We start from the raw sequence: 18175 nt of genomic DNA, 5'->3' as shown, positions 1-18175 counted from the left end.
ATCCCTTATTACAAGGAGTGTCCGATGCGTCTTTCCCGCCGGCCCCGCGCCGCCCTGCTTGCCCTCGCCCTGTCCACCGCCCTCGGCGGCCTGGCCTATGCGCCGGCACCCACGTACGCCAAGCCGGCCACCGGGACGGACATCGTCATTCCCTATGAGGAGTTCACCCTGCCCAATGGCCTGCGCGTGATCGTGCACACCGATCGCAAGGCGCCGATCGTGGCGGTGAACATCTGGTACCACGTAGGCAGCAAGAACGAGAGTCCCGGGCGCACGGGCTTTGCGCACCTGTTCGAGCACCTGATGTTCCAGGGCAGCGAGAACCACGACGGCGAGTTCTTCACCCCGTTCGAACTGGTCGGCGCCACCGACCAGAACGGCACCACCAACCAGGACCGCACCAACTACTTCCAGAACGTGCCCACCACCGCGCTGGACATGGCGCTGTGGATGGAGTCCGACCGCATGGGCCACCTGCTCGGCGCGATCGACCAGAAGGCGCTGGACGAACAGCGCGGCGTGGTGCAGAACGAGAAGCGCCAGGGCGAGAACCAGCCCTACGGCCGCCGCATCATGGCCCGCATGTTCGAGGCGCTGTATCCGGCCGGGCACCCCTACCGCTGGCAGACCATCGGCTCGATGGCCGACCTGGATGCCGCCACCCTGGACGACGTGAAGACCTGGTTCCGCAGCTGGTACGGCCCCAACAACGCCGTGCTGGTGCTGGCCGGCGACATCGACGTGGCCACCGCCAAGGAGAAGGTGACCCGCTACTTCGGCGACATTCCGGCCAGCGCCACGCTGGCCGACATGAAGACCCACATTCCGAAGCACGCCCAGGACACCCGCGAGACCATCCCGGACCGCGTGCCGCAGGTGCGCCTGTATCGCGGTTGGCCGGTGGCCGAGATGGGCACGCGGGACGCGGCGCTGCTGGACCTGTTCGCCCAGGTGCTGGGCGGCAGCGCCGCCTCGCGCTTCGACACCCGCCTGGTGCACGGCGACAAGATCGCCGACCAGGCCAGCGCCTACCAGTGGAGCAGCGAGATCAGCGGCACCTTCTTCCTGGTCTCGACCGTGAAGGAGGGCGTGGACCCGGCCAAGGTGGAGAAGGCGCTGGACGAGGAGCTCGAACGCCTGATCGCCGAAGGCCCCACCGCCGACGAACTGGAACGCGCCAAGGTGGCCGGTCGCGCGGCGTTCGTGCGCGGCATCGAGCGCATCGGCGGTTTCGGCGGCAAGTCCGACGTGCTGGCCTCATGCGCCGTCTACCAGGGCACCCCGGACTGCTACCAGGAAGAGCTGGACATCCTCGCCAGCGCGACTGCGGCCGACGTGCAGGCGGCCGCGAAGAAGTGGCTGGCGGGCGCCTCGCATACCATCCTGGTGCAACCCAGCGAAACCCCGGCCTCGGCGCTGCCGGAAACCGTGTTCGCGGCCCCGGCCACTGCGCCGGCCGCCACCCCGAAGGTCGACCCGAAGTTCAAGACGGTCAAGACCGACGTCGACCGCAGCGCCGGGGTGCCGAAGACCGCCACCTTCCCCGACCTGAAGTTCCCCGCCGTCCAGCGCGCCACGCTGTCCAACGGCATGCAGGTGGTGCTGGCCGAGCGCCATGAGACGCCGGTGGTGCAGGTCAACGTGGAGTTCCCGGGCGGCTATGCGGCCGACGTGGGCAAGAAGCTGGGCACCGCGAGCTTCGCGCTGCAGATGATGGACGAGGGGGCCGGACAGTACGGCGCGCTGGCGCTGGCCGCGCGCAAGGAGGCCCTGGGCGCCGAGCTCAGCACCGCCGGCGGACTGGATTCGGCCTCGGTGGGCCTGTCCGCGCTGACCGAGAAGCTGGAGCCGTCGCTGGACCTGCTGGCCGACGTGCTGCGCCGGCCGACTTTCGATCCTGCGGAAATCGAGCGCGTGCGCGCCACCTGGATTGCCGGCATCAAGCAGGAGAAGGCGCGTCCGCAGACCGCCGCGCTGCGCACGTTGCCGCCGCTGCTGTACGGCGCCGGCCACCCGTACGCCATCCCGTTCACCGGTTCGGGGACGGAAGCCTCCATCGCCTCGCTGACCCGCGATGACCTGGTCGCCTTCCACCGCGACTGGCTGCAGCCGGACCAGGCCCGCATCACCGTGGTGGGCGACACCACGCTGGCGCAGATCGTGCCGCTGCTGGAAGCCCGCCTGGGCGACTGGAAGCCCGCGCCGAACGCGCCGAAGCTGCCTGCGGTGCCGAAGGTGGCCAATCCGACCAAGCCGCGCGTGTTCCTGATCGACCAGCCCGGCGCCATCCAGTCCAACGTCTACGCCGCGCAACTGGTGCCGCCCACCGGCGACGCCGGCACCATCGACTTCGACTTCGCCAATGGGGTGCTGGGCGGCCAGTTCAGCTCGCGCCTCAACATGAACCTGCGCGAAGACAAGCACTGGGCGTACGGGTCCTACAGCGGCGCCCGCAACACGCTGGGCCAGCGTCCGTGGTGGGCCAGCGCGGCGGTGCAGAGCGACCGCACGGCCGACTCCATGAAGGAGCTGCACGCGGAAATCCAGCAGTTCGCCACCGGCCAGGCCCCGGCCAAGCCGGAGGAGATCGCCAAGATCCGCGCGGCGAACACCCTGGAACTGCCGGGTGCGTACGAGACCGCCTCGGCGGTGCTGGGCCAGATCGTCTCCAACCAGCGCTACGGGCGTCCGGACGACTACATCGTCCAGTACAAGGCCCGCAACGAGGCCATCGGCGCCGCCGACGTGGCCAAGGCCGCCGCCACGCTGTCGCCGTCGTCCCTGACCTGGGTGGTGGTGGGCGACCTGTCCAAGGTGGGCGACTCGGTCCGCGCGCTGCAACTGGGCGAGGCGGTCCAGCTGGATGCCGACGGCAACGTGAAGAAGTGAGCCCCGCCGCCGCCCCTCCCCTGAGGGGCGGCGGACGGCCCGGATCGATTCATCCGGGATCGGCCAGAATGCCCGCGACTCACATTCCAGGGTGACCCCGATGCGTCTTGCCTTCCTTGCCGCCGCTTCCGCCGTGCTGTTGTCCGCCTGTACCTGGGTGCACCTGGCCCCGGCCGCGAAGAACGTGCGGGTGATCCCCGGCGGCGCGGCGCCGGCCGGCTGCGAAAAGCGCGGCGAGGTCTCGGTGTCGGTCAAGGACAGCGTGGCGTTCTACGAGCGCAATACCTTGCGCGTCCGCGACGAGCTGGAAACCCTGGCCCGCAACGAAGCGCCGGGATTGCAGGCCGATACGCTGCAGCCCCTGGGCGACCCGGCCAACGGTGAGCAACGGTTCGCGGCATTCCGTTGCGGCCGGTAAAGTGTGACGAATATCACTTTTCAAGGCGGGGAGCGCCCGGCACGATCTCACGTAAAGATGCGGTGAAGGCGGGAAGTGAGTACCCTTGTCGCCCCCCTCTGCCCGAGCCCTGGCGCTAACCTCGATGCTCTTCAAGAATGTCTCCATCGCGGGACTGGCGCATATCGATGCGCCGCACACGCTGACGTCCGACGAGATCAACGCCCGCCTGCAGCCCACGCTCGACCGCCTGGGCATCAAGACCGACGTGCTCAACGACATCGCCGGCGTGCACTCCCGCCGCCTGTGGGACGCCGACGTGCAGGCCTCCGACGCCGCCACCCTGGCCGCCAGGAAGGCGCTGGTGGACGCCGGCATCGGCGCGGACAAGATCGGCCTGGTGGTCAACACCTCGGTCAGCCGCGACTACCTCGAGCCCTCCACCGCCAGCATCGTCTGCGGCAACCTGGGGGTGGGCGACGAGTGCCAGACCTTCGACGTGGCCAACGCCTGCCTGGCCTTCATCAACGGCATGGACATCGCCGCCCGCATGCTGGAGCGTGGCGAGATCGACTATGCGCTGGTGGTCGATGGCGAAACCGCCAACCTGGTCTACGAGAAGACCATCGAGCGCCTCAATGCGCCCGACGTCACCGAACAGCAGTTCCGCGACGAGCTGGCCGCCCTGACCCTGGGCTGCGGTGCCGTGGCCATGGTGATGGCGCGGCGCGAACTGGCCCCGGAAGCCCCGCGTTACAAGGGCGGGGTGACCCGTTCGGCCACCGAGTGGAACAAGCTCTGCCGCGGCAACCTGGACCGCATGGTCACCGATACCCGCATGCTGCTGATCGAGGGCATGAAGCTGGCCAACAAGACCTTCGCCGCGGCCAAGGTGGCGCTGGGCTGGGCGGTGGACGAACTGGACCAGTTCGTCATCCACCAGGTCAGCCGTCCGCACACCCAGGCCTTCATCAAGTCCTTCGGCATCGATCCGCAGAAGGTCATGACCATCTTCACCGAACACGGCAATATCGGCCCGGCCAGCGTGCCGATCGTGCTGAGCAAGCTGAAGGAACTGGGCAAGCTGAAGAAGGGCGACCGCATCGCCCTGCTCGGCATCGGCTCGGGCCTGAACTGCACGATGGCCGAGGTGGAGTGGTAAGTCAGTTTTCTTTGCGGGACAGTTTTTCTGCGCAAGGAAAATAAAGGGTGCTAATCTTTCCTTGTTGTGGGGGATGCTTCCCGTAAGGAAAGAAAATGGGTACCCGAAAAACAGGTCGTTACGTCGCCGGCGCTCTAGCTGGCAGTCGGTATCAGGCCTTCATTCCCGATCCCCTGCCGCCTGAGCCCGCACTGGATTTCAGTGCGGGCGATCTGGTTGCGCGCAAGGAACGCGCCGACCAGTCGTTGGGGCGGCTCGATGGCATCACCCTGATGCTGCCCGATCCCGAGTTGTTCCTTTACCAGTACGTGCGGAAGGAAGCCTTGCTGTCCTCACAGATCGAGGGCACCCAATCTTCCTTGTCCGATCTGTTGCTGTTTGAACTGAACGAAGCACCGGGCGTCCCCGTCGACGATGTAGAAGAGGTGTCCAACTACGTCGCGGCGCTCAACCATGGCCTGCAGCGCATGCGCGAGGATGATTTCCCGCTGTCGTTGCGATTGGTCCGCGAGATGCACGCGTTGTTGTTGCGCGGCGGGAGGGGCTCAGGCAAGCAGCCGGGCGAATTCCGCAAGGGGCAGGTCTGGGTGGGAGGCCCAACCCCGGCGCTGGCCAACTTCGTGCCGCCGCCGCCCGACGCGTTGCCAGACGCCTTGGCCGCGTTCGAGCGCTTCCTGCATGCACCATCCGCGCAGATGTCGCCGCTGGTCAAGGCCGCGCTGGCGCATGTGCAGTTCGAAACCATCCATCCCTTCAGCGATGGCAACGGACGGCTGGGACGCCTGCTGATTGCATTGATCCTGTGCAACGAAGGCGTGCTGCGGGAGCCCAGCCTGTACCTGAGTCTCTACTTCAAGCGCCGCCGCGCCGACTACTACGACCGCCTCAATGCGGTGCGCGTACACGGCGATTGGGAAGGTTGGCTGGGATTCTTCCTGGACGGAGTGGCCGAAACCGCACAACAGGCGGTCGATACCGCACAGCGCCTGCTTGCCTTGCTGGCGCGCGATCGCGAGCGCATCGCCACGCTGGGCAAGCGCGCCGGCAACGTGGGGCTGGTCTTCGACCAGTTCGCGCGGCGGGTCATCCTGTCGGTACCGCAAGTGCTGCCGCAACTGCCGCTGAGCGCGCCTACCATTCGCGCCGCCGTGGAGACCCTGCAGGAAATGGAAATCGTCAACGAACTGACCGGACAGCAGCGTCACCGCTTGTTCGCCTATTCGACCTATCTCGCCATCCTGAGCGAAGGAGCGCAGCCCCTGTGAGCGATACCACTGCTTTTGCCGCCGCCCATGCCCTCCCCGGCTACCCCTCCCATCCCCAGCGTTTCGAGGTCCGCCCGGGCCTGTCGATGAACTACCTAGACGAAGGACCGCGCGACGGCGAGGTGGTGGTGATGCTGCACGGCAATCCGTCGTGGAGCTATTACTGGCGCACGCTGGTGGCGGGGCTGTCGGACAAGTACCGTTGCATCGTGCCCGATCACATCGGCATGGGCCTGTCCGACAAGCCGGACGACAGCCGCTACGAATACACCCTGCAGTCGCGGGTGGACGACGTGGCCGCGCTGCTGCGCCACCTCGGCATCACCGGCCCGGTGACGCTGGCCGTGCACGACTGGGGCGGCATGATCGGCTTCGGCTGGGCGCTCTCGCACGCCGCGCAGGTGAAGCGCCTGGTGATCACCAACACCGCCGCTTTCCCGATGCCCGCGGCGAAGAAGATGCCATGGCAGATCGCCCTGGGCCGCGACTGGAGGATCGGCGAATGGATCATCCGCGGCTTCAACGCCTTCTCCGCCGGCGCCTCGTGGATCGGCGTGGAGCGCCGCATGCCGGCCGACGTGCGCCGCGCGTACGTGTCGCCGTACGACACATGGGCCAACCGCATCTCGACGATCCGCTTCATGCAGGACATTCCGCTCGGCCCGCGGGACCGGGCGTGGCCGCTGCTCGAGGCCGCGGGCAAGGCGCTGCCGTCCTTCGCCGACCGCCCGGCGTTCCTGGGCTGGGGGCTGAAGGACTTCGTGTTCGACAGGCACTTCCTGGACGGCTTCCGGGCCGCGCTGCCCAACGCCGAAGTGCATGCCTACGAAGACGCCGGCCACTATGTGCTGGAAGACAAGCACGAGATCCTGGTGCCGCTGATCCGCGACTTCCTGGATCGTCATCCGCTGGGCTGAATCCTTCTCCCACGGATCTGATCCCTGCTCCCGCACGGGGGGAAGGATCAGATCTCCGGCAACGGATTCTTCTCGGCGTCCCCCACGCCCGCCCAGTCCGCTTCCACCAGCAGCGGCAGGCCGTGCGCCAGACGCGCCTTGTCGCACTGCGCGCTGCGTTCGCCGAACTCCAGCGATGCCGGCACCAGCGCGCACACCGACGGTCGCCGGTCGTGGATGGTGCAGCGGCTGTAGCGGCCGATGTCGGCATCCAGGGCCACGCAGCGCGGCGCGTGCTGGGAGGTGCCGCGCATCACCCGCTCATGCACGCGCAGCGGCTCGGTCAGCGCGAGCGGAACAACGCCGCCCTGCTCGGGGTCCGCCTCGCTCCAGTGGAAGCTGACGCGGAAATGGGCGCAGCAGGCGCCGCAGGTCAGGCAGGGATGCATCGGGGCGGTCAGGCGACGGAGCGCGGCGGGACGCGCATTCTGCCAACACCGCGGGCTGACGCAAGTACCGTCCAGCGGCGACAATGTGGGCATGACCGATCCGTGCAACATCGCCGCCAGCCTGCCCCGGCTGGCCCGCGAGCAGCCCGACCGCGTGGCCATGCGCTGCCCCGATGGCGCCGGCCGCTACACCCGCGAACTCACCTATGCCCAGCTCGATGCCCGCAGCGACGCCATCGCCGCCGGGCTGGGCGCGTACGGCATCGGGCGGGGCCGCCGCGCCGTGGTGATGGTGCGGCCCACCCCGGAGTTCTTCCTGCTGATGTTCGCCCTGTTCAAGGCGGGCGCCGTGCCGGTGCTGGTGGACCCCGGCATCGACCGGCGCGCGCTGAAGCAGTGCCTGGACGAAGCCGAGCCGGAGGCGTTCATCGGCATTCCATTGGCCCAGTTCGCGCGACGCGTGCTGGGCTGGGCGAAGTCGGCCGAGAAGATCGTCACCGTCGGCACGCGCTGGGCCTGGGGGGGAACCACGCTGGCGAAGATCGAGGCGCGCGGCGCCAACGCCGGCCCGCAGCTTGCGGACACGGCGCCCGACGATGTCGCCGGCATCCTGTTCACCAGCGGATCCACCGGCGTGCCGAAGGGCGTGGTCTACCGCCATCGTCATTTCGTCGCCCAGATCGACCTGCTGCGCGACGCCTTCGGCCTGCAGCCCGGCGGCGTGGACCTGCCCACGTTCCCGCCGTTCGCGCTGTTCGATCCCGCGCTCGGGCTCACCTCGGTGATTCCCGACATGGACCCCACCCGCCCGGCCAGCGCCGATCCACGCAAGCTGCACGCGGCCATCGCGCGCTTCGGCGTCACCCAGCTGTTCGGCTCGCCGGCGCTGATGAAGGTACTGGCCGACCATGGCGCGCCGCTGCCCACCGTGCAGCGCGTGACCTCCGCCGGCGCGCCGGTGCCCCCGGATGTCGTGGCGAAGATCCGCACGCTGCTGCCGGACGAGGCGCAGTTCTGGACGCCCTACGGCGCCACCGAATGCCTGCCGGTGGCCGTCATCGAAGGCCGCGAACTGGAATCCACGCGCGCCGCCACCGAGGCCGGTGCCGGCACCTGCGTCGGCCGCGCGGTACCGCCAAACGAGGTCCGCATCATCCGCATCGTCGATGCGCCGATCGCCGACTGGCGCGAGGTCGACGTGCTGCCCGACGGTGAAGTCGGCGAGATCACCGTCGCCGGCCCCACCGCTACCGATACCTACTTCCGCCGCGACGCCGCCACGCGCATCGCCAAGATCCGCGAAACCCTGGCCGATGGTGGCGAGCGCATCGTGCACCGCATGGGCGACGTGGGCTGGTTCGATGGCGAGGGCCGGCTGTGGTTCTGCGGCCGCAAGACTCAGCGCGTCGAAACCGTCGACGGTCCGCTCTATACCGAACAGGTCGAACCGGTCTTCAACACCCATCCTCAGGTCCGCCGCACCGCGCTGGTCGGGGTCGGTGAACCGGGGCGCCAGTCGCCGGTGCTCTGCTACGAACTGCAGCCCGGCGTCGGCACGGACCGTGCGCGGGTGGAGGCCGAACTGCGCGCCATCGGTGCACGTCATCCGCACACCGCGCCCATCGCCACGTTCCTGCCGCACCCCGGTTTTCCGGTGGATATCCGCCACAATGCCAAGATCGGCCGCGAGACGCTGGCGGCATGGGCCGCCGCGCACAAGGAGTCGCACGCATGAAGATCCTCGTCACCGGCGGCGGCGGATTCCTTGGTCAGGCGCTGTGTCGCGGCCTGGTCGAACGCGGGCATGAGGTCATCAGCCTCAACCGGGGCTACTACCCCGCGCTGCGCGCGCTGGGCGTGGGCCAGGTGCAGGGCGATCTCGCCGATGCGCACGCGGTACGGCACGCCGCCGACGGCGTGGATGCGGTGTTCCACAACGCGGCCAAGGCCGGTGCCTGGGGCAGCTACAAGAGCTACCACGATGCCAACGTGGTCGGCACGCAGAACGTGCTCGATGCCTGTCGCGTGCACGGCATCGCGCGCCTCGTCTACACCTCCACCCCCAGCGTGACCCATCGCGCCACCCATCCGGTGGAAGGCGGTACCGCCGACAACGTGCCCTACGGCGAGGGCTTCAAGGCGCCTTACGCGACCACCAAGACCCTCGCGGAGAAGGCCGTGCTGGCCGCCAACGACGCATCGCTGGCGACGGTGGCGCTGCGCCCGCGCCTGATCTGGGGCCCCGGCGACCACCAGATCCTGCCGCGGCTGGTGTCGCGCGCGCGCGCCGGCCGCCTGCGCATCGTCGGCAGCGGCGAGAACCATGTCGACACCACCTACATCGACAATGCCGCGCAGGCGCACTTCGACGCCTTCGACCATCTCGCGCCCGGCGCCGCCTGCGCGGGCAAGGCCTACTTCATCTCCAATGGCGAGCCGTGGCCGATGCGCAAGCTGCTCGACGCGCTGCTGGAAACGGCCGGTGCGCCGCGCGTGGACAAGCACCTGTCGTTCACGGCCGCCTATCGCATCGGCGCCGTGTGCGAAGCGCTGTGGACGGTGCTGCCGCTGAAGGGCGAGCCGCCGATGACGCGCTTCCTGGCCGAACAGCTGAGCACCGCGCACTGGTACGACATGGCGCCGGCGCGCCGCGACTTCGGCTACGTGCCGCGCGTGTCCATGGACGAAGGCTTCGAGCGCCTGCGTGCCTGGCTGCGCGATCACCCGCTGTAGGCGAGCCTCCGGCCACATCGCGCGGTCCTGGAATGGCGGCCACGCCATGCAGCATCCGCCACCTCCCGCAGACGCCGGTTTTCACGCACGACTCACCACGCTGAAGCCTGTCCATACCGCGGCCGGCGATGCTCACACGGCGACGACTCTCCGCATTCCAGCATGGCGCACGCCACTAACGGCTGTACCACTGGCCACATGCCAAAGGGAGCTTCCATGCTGCGCTACGCCATCATCTTCTTCGTCATCGCCCTGATCGCCGCCGTGCTGGGCTTCAGCGGCATCGCCGGTGCGGCCACCAACATCGCGTGGGTGCTGTTCGTCGTCTTCGTGATCCTGGCGATCATTTCGCTGCTGCGCGGCCGACGCGTCTGACCTTCACCGTCTCTCTCCGCCGGGACGGCAGGAGGCCGTCGGGCCCGCCCCAGCCTGCATGAAGCGGGCGTACGGGCGGGCGGGGCGTACAGGCTTTGCCGCTAGAATGGCGGCATGGACCTGTCTCCGTTCGATGCCCTCAAGCCGCTCGCCGGCCGTGCGCTGGAAACCGCGCTCAACCACGCCCTGGCCCTGGATCCCGATACCGAAGCCGCACTGCGTCCGCTGGAAGGTCGCCGCATCCAGGTGGCCGTGGAGGCGCCACCGTTGGCGATGGACATCATGGTCGGAGGCGGACGGCTGCAGGTGGGCCCCGCCAGCGAAGTGCTGGAAGCCGACCTGGCCGTGCGCGGCAGCTTGGGCGGGTTGCTCGGCCAGTTGCCGTTCTTCCGTCGCGACCACGCCACGCCTGTCGGCAAGGTGAAGGTGTCCGGCGATGCCGACCTGGCGCGCCGCCTGCAGACGCTGGCCACCCGTTTCGATCCCGACTGGTCGCTGCCCTTCACCCGGGTGTTCGGCGACATCGTCGGCGTGCAGGTCGCCAATGCCTTGCGCACCGGCCTGCAGCAGGCGCTTGCCGCCGCAGGCAATCTTGCGGGAAGCGCCGCCGAGTACGTCACCGAGGAATCGCGCGACGTGGTCGGCCGCGAGGAGCTCAATGCCTTCCATGACGATGTCGACGCCATCCGCGACGATGTCGAGCGCCTGGCCGTGCGCATCGGTCGCCTCGCCGCCCTCGTGGAGCATCGCGCATGAAGTCGGTGCTGCGGGCCAGCCGCATCGGCCGGGTGTTGCTGCGCTATCGCCTGGACGACCTGCTGGAAGGCACGCCGGTCGAGCGCTGGCTGAAGCTGGCCCGCCCCTTCGTGCCGCGCGCGTCGGCCGAGATCGCCGCACAGCCGCGCGGTGCGCGCCTGCGGCTGGCGCTGCAGGAACTCGGCCCGATCTTCGTCAAGTTCGGGCAGATCCTGTCCACCCGGCGCGACCTCATCCCGCCCGACATCGCCGAGGAGCTGACCCTGCTGCAGGACCGCGTGGCGCCGTTCGACGGCGAACGCGCGCGCGCGCGGGTCGAACAGGAACTCGCGCGCGATGTCCGCGACGCCTTCGAAACCTTCGATACCACGCCGCTGGCGTCCGCCAGCATCGCGCAGGTGCATGCCGCCACGCTGCCGGGCGGACGCGAGGTGGTGGTGAAGGTGCTGCGCCCGGACATCGGCAGGCAGATCGCTGGCGACATCGCGCTGCTGGAAAGCATCGCCGCCATCGTCGAGCGCGCGCATCCGGCCGCCGACAAGATCCGCCCGCGCGAGATCGTGGCCGAGATCGAGAACACGCTGGCCGCCGAACTCGACCTGCAGCGCGAGGCCGGCAATGCCAGCCTGCTGCGCCGCAACTGGGCCGGTTCGCCCGACCTGTACGTGCCGGAGGTGATCTGGTCGCACACGGCGCAGGGCGCGATGACGATGGAGCGCGTGCGCGGCATCCCGTCCGACGACATCGCCGCGCTGGACGCGGCCGGCATCGACCGCAAGGCGCTCGCGGCCAAGGGCGTGCGCGTGTTCTACCAGCAGGTGTTCCGCGACAACTTCTTCCATGCCGATGCGCATGCCGGCAACATCTGGGTGGATCCGGAGCGCAAGGCCGATCCGCGCTTCATCGCGCTGGATTTCGGCATCATGGGCCAGCTCTCGCGCGACGACCAGTATTGGCTCGCCGAGAACTTCATGGCGATCTTCAACCGCGACTACCGCCGCATCGCCGAGCTGCACGTGCAGGCCGGCTGGATGCCCGCGCACATCCGCATCGACGAACTGGAAGCCGCCGCGCGCGCGGTGTGCGAGCCGTACTTCACCCGTCCGCTCAGCGAGATCTCGCTGGCCGAGGTGCTGGCCAAGCTGTTCCGCACCGCGCAGCGTTACGAGCTGACCCTGCAGCCGCAGCTGATCCTGCTGCAGAAGACCCTGCTCAACATCGAGGGCGTGGGCCGCCAGCTGGACCCGCAGATCGACATCTGGGCCGTGGCCAAGCCGGTGCTGGAACGCATCCTGGTGGAACGCTACAGCCCGCAGCGCGCCGCGCAGGAGTTCCGCAAGCGCCTGCCCGAGATCATGACCCACGCGCCGGACATGCCGCGCCTGGTGCATGCCTGGCTGAGCCAGCAGGTGGAGGGCCGGCACGAGCTGTCGATGCGGTCCCGCGACCTCACCGAGCTGACGCAGACCATGAAGGGCCTGCAGCGCCGCGTGGTGGCGGCCATCCTGGGGGTGGGCCTGCTGATCGTCGCGGCGGTGCTGTATGCGCTGGAAGCCGGCGGCCCGCGCCTGCTCGACGTCCCGGCTTCGGCCTGGATCGCCGGCATCGGCGGCCTGTGGGCCCTGCTGGCAGCGTGGCCGCGGCGGTGAGGCGAGGAGTGAGTGAAGAGAAGTGAGGAATGAGTAGAGGCGTCTGGGCTTTCGCTCACTCCTCACTTCTCTGCACTCGTTCCTCGCTTGACCACCAGCCACCAGCCCAGCCACACCTGCACGGGCAGCGTCAGCAGGCAGGCGAGGGTGAACCAGCGCGGGAAGTCGTCCCACGCCACCACGGTCACGTACAGATCCAGCGCAAGGTAAAGCGCGAACAGTGCCCACGCATGCGCGCTCTTCGCCACCGCCGCCACGCCGACCATCAGCGCACTGCCCGCGACGCCGGCCAGGAACACCCACAGCAGATCGTAGGCCAGCCGCGCATCGCCACCCGGTGGCAGCCGCAGCAGCGCCGCGAGTTCGCCGCCGGCCAGGTTCACAAGTGGCACGGCGACGAGGGCCAGCCCCAGCGCGAGCACGCTGCGCAGCACGATCCTCACGCAATCAGGCATCGGCATGTCCCGAAAGAATGAACATGGCCATTGAAGCACGGGCATGGCCGGCGTTGACGGGATGGCAACGTTTCCTTCGCATGCTGTGCGCACTGCGCGCGTTACGGTGGGCGTCCACTCGCACGGGAGCCCCGCCATGAGCCATCTGACCGGAAAGCGTGTCGCCATCCTCGCCACCGACGGGTTCGAGCAGTCCGAACTCACCGAGCCGCTGCGCGCGCTGCGCGAGCACAAGGCGGACGTGGACATCGTCTCGCTGGACGGTGGACGCATCCAGGGCTTCAGGCACTTCGACAAGGGCGACCAGGTCGACGTGGACCATGTGCTGTCCGAGGTGTCGGCCAAGGACTACGACGCGCTGGTCATTCCCGGCGGCCTGTTCAATCCCGACGCGCTGCGCGTGGACGACCAGGCGCTGGCCTTCACCCGCGGGTTCTTCGAGGCCGGCAAACCGGTCGGCGCGATCTGCCACGGCCCCTGGGTGCTGGCCAATGCCGACGTGCTGCGCGGCCGCACGGTCACCTCGGTGCCCAACATCCGCAAGGACCTGGAGAATGCGGGTGCGAACTGGAAAGACGATGAGGTGATCGTCGACAAGGGCCTGGTGACCAGCCGCACGCCGAAGGACCTGCCCGCCTTCTGCGCCAAGCTGGTGGAAGAGATCGCCGAGGGCACGCACGGCGGCCAGCGGCGTTCGGCGTAAAGCGGAGATCCCCGGCCCCGGACCGCGCCGCCGCTCAGCGCGACGGTGCCGGCTGCTCTTCGGTATGTGCGCCGGGCGCGCACTGCGGCAACGGCAACGGGCCGTACACCTTGAAGGTGCCCGCGAAGCCGCCCTGCTCGACCACGTAGACCGCGCGCGCGCCGGTGTCGACGTGCAGGAACTGCTGGTAGCCGTCGGCGACAACGCCGGTGTCGGAGAGCGGGGTTCCCATGGTGTGGTGCAGCCCGGCAGGCGGCGACGCCATCACCGGCCACGCCTGCTGCACACCGTACGGACCGACGAAGGGCTTGAGGCGACCGGCCGCACAGGCGGTCACCGGATCCACGGGCGCACGTGCGCCCGTGTCGAGCGTGAGGGTCACCGGTGGCGGAGGCTGGCCGGACGCGGCGGCGGCCAGCATGACGATCAGGGCGGTCGCAGGCATGGAGTTTCCTCTTCCCAAGCGCGCATCTTGCATGAGTCCGCCTCGCCGATGAAACCAGGCTCGTTCCGATCGCCTCGCGGTTCGACTGCCGCTTGCGCGACAATGGCGGCCCGCCATCGTGGAATCGATCATGAGCCGTTGGAGTCTGGTGCTGGCAGGCCTGCTGGGCCTCGCGTCGATGCAGGCACACGCCACCGATCCGCTTTCCGTCATGAGCTTCAACATCCGCCTGCCCGCCGAGAGCGATGGCGTGGACTACTGGGAAACGCGCAAGCCGCTGGCGGTGCGCATGCTGCGCGAACAGCAGCCCGACGTGATCGGCATGCAGGAACTGGTGAGGTCGCAGGCCGACTATGTGGCGCGCGAACTGCCGCAGTACGCCTGGTTCGGCCGCGGGCGCGAGGCCGATGGCGGCGGCGAGCACATGGGCGTGTTCTATCGGAAGGACCGGTTGACGGTGGTCCAGTCCGGCGACTTCTGGCTGTCCGACACGCCCGACGTGGCGGGCAGCATCACCTGGGGCCACCCCCATCCCCGCATGGTGACCTGGGCCCTGTTCGAACAGCGCAGCGACGGCAAGCGCTTCTACCTGTTCAACACCCACCTGCCGTACCGCGACCAGGATGAAGCCGCGCGCCTGAAAGGCGCGCAGGCCATCGCGCGCCACCTGGCCACGCTGCCGGAAGACGTGCCGGTGGTGCTGACCGGCGATTTCAACACCACGCCCGATTCGGAGGTGCACGCCGTGCTGGCGCAGACGCTGCGCGATGCCTGGACGACCGCACCGCGGGTGGAAGGCATCGACGCCACCTTCCATGGATTTACCGGCAAGGCCGACCGCCGCATCGACTGGATCTTCGTGAGAGGCCTGCAGGTGGATGCGGCGACGTCGGTGACCACACGCTGGGGCGGACGTTATCCGTCCGACCACTTCCCGGTGGTGGTGACGCTGGGTTTGCCGTAAGCCGTCTTTTCCTTCTCCCCGTTCGCGGGGAGAAGGTGCCCGAAGCACCTGCCCCGGACTTGATGCGGGGGCGGAAGAAGGCGCGCGATGGTGGAATCACCGGACGCACGGCGGCGACTTATCGCGGGCGAGACCCAAACAGGAACGGCCCCGTCAGGGGCCGTTCCTTTGTCCCGCATGGATCGGACTACTTCGCGGGTGCCGCCGCAGGCGCGCCCCCCGCCTTGGCGAAGTCTCCCGCCAGGAACACGCTCAGCGCGTCGGGCTTGAGGTGCGTGCGGATCGCGGCATTCACCTGGTCCACCGTCAGCGCGGCATATTTCGCATCCAGGTCGGCGGTGAACTGCATGGTGCGGCCGAAGAACAGCTGGTCAGCCAGCATGCCGGCGACGGTGCCGTCCTCGGCGCGGGCCTGCTGGCGTTCGGTCAGCGTGCCGGCCACGGCGTCCTTCAACTCCTCGGCGGTGATGCCGTCCTTGACCAGCCTGGCCAGTTCCTCGCGCACCAGCGCTTCAACCTTCGCCATGTTCTCCGGCGCGGCGATGGCCTGGATGCTGAAGCTGCCGGCATCGTCCTTGCCGGTCAGGCTGTCGTCGGCGCGCACTCCGCTGGAGACGCCATAGCTGAGGCCTTCCTGCTGGCGGATGCGGTCGCCCAGGCGCGACTTCAACGCGCCGCCGCCGAAGATGCGGTTGGCCACCACCAGCGCCGGGTAGTCGGCGTCGGTGACCTTCAGCGGCAGGTTGTGGCGGGCCAGCAGGACGGCATTGGGCTTGTCCGGGGTTTCGAAGCGCGCCTGCTTGGCCGTCACATCGGTGTACTGCGTGGGGATGGAGGCGAACGGCTTGCCGCTCTTCCAGCCGGCGAACAGTTGTTCCAGCTGCGCGCGCACGGCGGAGGCATCGAAGTCGCCGACGATGGCGATCTCGCCGTGGGCGGTGCCGTAGAAGTCGCGATGGAACGCGCGCACGTCCTCCAGCTTCAGCGCCTTCAGTTCGGCCAGTGACTCGTCCAGCGTGCGGTTGCGCAGCGGATGGCCGGCCGGCCACGGGTCGAAGTACTGCGCCAGGGCACGGCCGGCGATGGCGCCGGGCTCGAAGCGCGAGGCTTCCATCCCAGTGATGGCCTGCGTGCGCAGCTGCTCGAACTCGCTTTCCGGGAACGCCGGGTTGCGCAGCACGTCGGCGGCCAGCGCCAGCGCGTCAGCCAGGTGCCCGCGCCGCGTCTGCAGGCCGATGGTGGCGCCCTGCAGGCCGCCGCCCACGCTGCCCTGGGTCTTCAGCTGCTCCAGGCGCTGGTCGATCTGTTCGCGCGTCATCGTGGTGCTGCCGCGCATCAGCATGGCGCCGGCGATGCCGGCGGCGCCTTCGCGGCCCTTCAGCGCCGCTTCGTCGGCGAAGCGGAAATTCGCATCGACGATGACGGTGTCGCCGCGGGTCTTCTTCGGCAGCAGCGATACCTTCAGGCCGTCGCCAAGGATGAAGGTCTGGGTGCGCGCGTCGATGTTCGCCGGCGAGGGGTCGAACACTTCGCCCGCGCTGACCGCGGCGCGCCCGGTATAGCCATCGACCAGCGTGGCCACCGCCGGTGCGGCGGGGATCTCCACGCGGTCGGGCGCGGGCGTGGGCACGAAGCGGCCCAGCGTGCGGTTGCTGGCCTTCAGGTAGGCCGCGGCGACGCGGTTGACGTCGGCGGCGGTGACCTTTTCCACGGCATCGCGACTGGTGAACAGCAGGCGCCAGTCGCCGGCGGACTGGAATTCCGCCAGGCCCATGCCCACCGCGTTGACGTCGGTGAGGTACAGCTCGTACGCGTTGCCGATGCGCTGCTTGGCTTCATCCACTTCCTGCTGGGTGATCGGACGCGCCGCGAGTTGTTCGACCTGCTTCAGCAGTTCGGCTTCGGCCTTGGCGGCATCGCCGTCGCCGGGCACCACGGCCACCACGGTCAGCAGGCCCGGATCGCGCATGGACTCGCCGTTGGCGCCGGTGGCCGCGGCCAGCTTGGCTTCCACCAGCGTCTTGTGCAGGCGCCCGCCGGGCGTATGGCCCAGCACGTTGGCCAGCACGCTGAGCGGTGCATTGTCCGGGTGCGCCAGCGCGGGCATGTGGTAGGCGGCCGCGACCAGGCGCAGGTTGCCGACGCGGCGCACGGTGACTTCGCGTTCGCCGTCCTGGGCCGGTTCGGTGGTGTAGAAGCGCGGCAGCGCGCGCGCGGGCTTCTTCAGCGGGCCGAAGTGGCGCGCCACGCGCGCCAGCACGTCGGCGCTGTCGATGCGGCCGGCGACCACCAGGGTGGCGTTGTCCGGCTGGTACCACTGGCGGTAGAACGCCTGCAGCTTGTCGATCGGCACGCCTTCCACGTCGCTGCGCGCGCCGATGGTGGTGTTGCCGTAGTTGTGCCACAGGAAGGCGCTGGAGCGGATGCGCTGGAACAGCACGCCGGCGGGATTGTTCTCGCCGGCTTCCAGTTCGTTGCGCACCACGGTCATCTCGCTCTCCAGGTCCTTCCTGGCGACATTCGAGTTGACCATGCGGTCGGCCTCCATGCTGAGCACCCACTCCAGGGTGTCGGCATTGGCCGGGAAGGAGGCGAAGTAGTTGGTGCGGTCCAGGCCGGTGGTGGCATTGAAGTCGATGCCGCGCTTCTTCATTTCGCCGCTGATGTCCGACTGCGTGGGCGTGCCCTTGAACAGCAGGTGTTCCAGCAGGTGGGCCATGCCGGTTTCGCCGTAGTTTTCGTGCACCGAGCCCACGCCATAGACCAGGTTGACCGTTACGGTGGGCTTGGTGGCATCCGGGAACAGCAGTACGCGCAGGCCATTGGACAGCGTGTACTCGCTGATGCCTTCGATGCTGGGGCCTGCGGCGACGCCCCTGGGCAGCGTGGCGGGGGCATCCGCCCAGGCCGGCTGGCCGAGGGCGAGCGCCGCGGCCAGGGCCAGTGCGACAATGAAACGCGGTGACTTCATCCTCAATCCTCCATCGGGGCCGCGTGCGTCCATCGCTGCGGCGAACCCCGAGTTTCGCAGATTCGA

Annotated in this window: 16 protein-coding genes; 12 read left to right on the top strand and 4 right to left on the bottom strand. The window is 68.8% G+C overall.

Annotated features, from left to right (window positions below; translation table 11 throughout):
* Positions 1-24 precede the first annotated feature (24 nt).
* The 5 genes from MUU77_RS18290 (at position 25) to MUU77_RS18270 (ending at position 6630) form a co-directional block, all read left to right on the top strand.
* Complete coding sequence (locus MUU77_RS18290) at positions 25-2889, top strand: pitrilysin family protein (protein WP_245089964.1); 2865 nt, start codon at positions 25-27, stop codon at positions 2887-2889.
* Positions 2890-2989: 100 nt separating this feature from the next.
* Positions 2990-3307: a DUF4156 domain-containing protein gene (locus MUU77_RS18285; protein ID WP_245089962.1), complete on the top strand. Its 318-nt coding sequence runs from the start codon at positions 2990-2992 to the stop codon at positions 3305-3307.
* A gap of 124 nt (positions 3308-3431) precedes the next feature.
* Entirely contained in the window at positions 3432-4448 is a 1017-nt protein-coding gene (locus MUU77_RS18280) for a 3-oxoacyl-ACP synthase III (RefSeq protein ID WP_245089960.1), read from the top strand.
* A 95-nt stretch (positions 4449-4543) separates the two neighbouring features.
* Positions 4544-5713 (top strand): Fic family protein, encoded by a 1170-nt coding sequence (locus tag MUU77_RS18275; protein ID WP_245089958.1) that lies wholly within the window; start codon positions 4544-4546, stop codon positions 5711-5713.
* A gap of 86 nt (positions 5714-5799) precedes the next feature.
* Positions 5800-6630 carry an alpha/beta fold hydrolase gene (locus tag MUU77_RS18270; RefSeq protein WP_245094677.1) on the top strand — a complete coding sequence of 277 codons (831 nt, stop codon included), beginning with the start codon at positions 5800-5802 and terminating at the stop codon, positions 6628-6630.
* Positions 6631-6677: 47 nt separating this feature from the next.
* Here the strand turns inward: MUU77_RS18270 and MUU77_RS18265 are convergent, their stop codons facing one another.
* Positions 6678-7058: a YkgJ family cysteine cluster protein gene (locus MUU77_RS18265; RefSeq protein WP_245089956.1), complete on the bottom strand. Its 381-nt coding sequence runs from the start codon at positions 7056-7058 to the stop codon at positions 6678-6680.
* 91 nt (positions 7059-7149) lie between these two features.
* Here MUU77_RS18265 and oleC point away from each other — a divergent pair, with 91 nt between their 5' ends.
* The 5 genes from oleC to ubiB all read left to right on the top strand — a co-directional run bounded on the left by oleC (position 7150) and on the right by ubiB (position 12571).
* Positions 7150-8793, top strand: a complete 1644-nt coding sequence (oleC, locus tag MUU77_RS18260; RefSeq protein ID WP_245089955.1) for an olefin beta-lactone synthetase — start codon at positions 7150-7152, stop codon at positions 8791-8793.
* The gene (gene oleD / locus MUU77_RS18255) at positions 8790-9791 is read left to right on the top strand and encodes a 2-alkyl-3-oxoalkanoate reductase (RefSeq protein ID WP_245089953.1); all 1002 of its coding nucleotides are present in this window, start codon (positions 8790-8792) and stop codon (positions 9789-9791) included. The genes oleC and oleD overlap by 4 nt, the downstream gene beginning before the upstream one ends.
* 216 nt (positions 9792-10007) lie before the next feature.
* The gene (locus tag MUU77_RS18250; RefSeq protein ID WP_245089951.1) at positions 10008-10166 is read left to right on the top strand and encodes a DUF1328 domain-containing protein; all 159 of its coding nucleotides are present in this window, start codon (positions 10008-10010) and stop codon (positions 10164-10166) included.
* Positions 10167-10280: 114 nt separating this feature from the next.
* Complete coding sequence (locus MUU77_RS18245) at positions 10281-10922, top strand: SCP2 sterol-binding domain-containing protein (RefSeq protein ID WP_245089949.1); 642 nt, start codon at positions 10281-10283, stop codon at positions 10920-10922.
* Positions 10919-12571, top strand: a complete 1653-nt coding sequence (gene ubiB, locus MUU77_RS18240; protein WP_245089947.1) for a ubiquinone biosynthesis regulatory protein kinase UbiB — start codon at positions 10919-10921, stop codon at positions 12569-12571. The genes MUU77_RS18245 and ubiB overlap by 4 nt, the downstream gene beginning before the upstream one ends.
* Positions 12572-12633: 62 nt before the next feature.
* Here the strand turns inward: ubiB and MUU77_RS18235 are convergent, their stop codons facing one another.
* Positions 12634-13026, bottom strand: a complete 393-nt coding sequence (locus MUU77_RS18235) for a hypothetical protein (protein WP_245089945.1) — start codon at positions 13024-13026, stop codon at positions 12634-12636.
* Between the two features lie 136 nt (positions 13027-13162).
* On the opposite strand from MUU77_RS18235, the gene MUU77_RS18230 reads away from it, so the two are divergent.
* Positions 13163-13729 (top strand): type 1 glutamine amidotransferase domain-containing protein, encoded by a 567-nt coding sequence (locus tag MUU77_RS18230; RefSeq protein ID WP_245089943.1) that lies wholly within the window; start codon positions 13163-13165, stop codon positions 13727-13729.
* 34 nt (positions 13730-13763) lie between these two features.
* Here the strand turns inward: MUU77_RS18230 and MUU77_RS18225 are convergent, their stop codons facing one another.
* Complete coding sequence (locus tag MUU77_RS18225; protein ID WP_245089941.1) at positions 13764-14174, bottom strand: hypothetical protein; 411 nt, start codon at positions 14172-14174, stop codon at positions 13764-13766.
* A gap of 130 nt (positions 14175-14304) precedes the next feature.
* On the opposite strand from MUU77_RS18225, the gene MUU77_RS18220 reads away from it, so the two are divergent.
* The gene (locus MUU77_RS18220; protein ID WP_245089939.1) at positions 14305-15138 is read left to right on the top strand and encodes an endonuclease/exonuclease/phosphatase family protein; all 834 of its coding nucleotides are present in this window, start codon (positions 14305-14307) and stop codon (positions 15136-15138) included.
* Between the two features lie 187 nt (positions 15139-15325).
* Here MUU77_RS18220 and MUU77_RS18215 read toward each other — a convergent pair whose 3' ends face one another.
* A complete protein-coding gene (locus MUU77_RS18215; RefSeq protein WP_245089937.1) occupies positions 15326-18109 on the bottom strand; it encodes a pitrilysin family protein in 2784 nt (927 codons plus the stop codon).
* Positions 18110-18175 lie beyond the last annotated feature (66 nt).

The sequence above is a fragment of the Pseudoxanthomonas sp. F37 genome, from assembly GCF_022965755.1.
Lineage (GTDB): Bacteria > Pseudomonadota > Gammaproteobacteria > Xanthomonadales > Xanthomonadaceae > Pseudoxanthomonas_A.
The sequence above is the reverse complement of the archived record's forward strand: the minus strand, read 5'-3'. Positions and strand labels throughout refer to the sequence as shown.

Coding starts and splice junctions, on each gene's coding strand:
- MUU77_RS18290 (WP_245089964.1), top strand. CDS start 25: ATGCGTCTTTCCCGCCGGCCCCGCGCCGCCCTGCTTGCCCTCGCCCTG.
- MUU77_RS18285 (WP_245089962.1), top strand. CDS start 2,990: ATGCGTCTTGCCTTCCTTGCCGCCGCTTCCGCCGTGCTGTTGTCCGCC.
- MUU77_RS18280 (WP_245089960.1), top strand. CDS start 3,432: ATGCTCTTCAAGAATGTCTCCATCGCGGGACTGGCGCATATCGATGCG.
- MUU77_RS18275 (WP_245089958.1), top strand. CDS start 4,544: ATGGGTACCCGAAAAACAGGTCGTTACGTCGCCGGCGCTCTAGCTGGC.
- MUU77_RS18270 (WP_245094677.1), top strand. CDS start 5,800: ATGAACTACCTAGACGAAGGACCGCGCGACGGCGAGGTGGTGGTGATG.
- MUU77_RS18265 (WP_245089956.1), bottom strand. CDS start 7,058: ATGCATCCCTGCCTGACCTGCGGCGCCTGCTGCGCCCATTTCCGCGTC.
- oleC (WP_245089955.1), top strand. CDS start 7,150: ATGACCGATCCGTGCAACATCGCCGCCAGCCTGCCCCGGCTGGCCCGC.
- oleD (WP_245089953.1), top strand. CDS start 8,790: ATGAAGATCCTCGTCACCGGCGGCGGCGGATTCCTTGGTCAGGCGCTG.
- MUU77_RS18250 (WP_245089951.1), top strand. CDS start 10,008: ATGCTGCGCTACGCCATCATCTTCTTCGTCATCGCCCTGATCGCCGCC.
- MUU77_RS18245 (WP_245089949.1), top strand. CDS start 10,281: ATGGACCTGTCTCCGTTCGATGCCCTCAAGCCGCTCGCCGGCCGTGCG.
- ubiB (WP_245089947.1), top strand. CDS start 10,919: ATGAAGTCGGTGCTGCGGGCCAGCCGCATCGGCCGGGTGTTGCTGCGC.
- MUU77_RS18235 (WP_245089945.1), bottom strand. CDS start 13,026: ATGCCTGATTGCGTGAGGATCGTGCTGCGCAGCGTGCTCGCGCTGGGG.
- MUU77_RS18230 (WP_245089943.1), top strand. CDS start 13,163: ATGAGCCATCTGACCGGAAAGCGTGTCGCCATCCTCGCCACCGACGGG.
- MUU77_RS18225 (WP_245089941.1), bottom strand. CDS start 14,174: ATGCCTGCGACCGCCCTGATCGTCATGCTGGCCGCCGCCGCGTCCGGC.
- MUU77_RS18220 (WP_245089939.1), top strand. CDS start 14,305: ATGAGCCGTTGGAGTCTGGTGCTGGCAGGCCTGCTGGGCCTCGCGTCG.
- MUU77_RS18215 (WP_245089937.1), bottom strand. CDS start 18,109: ATGAAGTCACCGCGTTTCATTGTCGCACTGGCCCTGGCCGCGGCGCTC.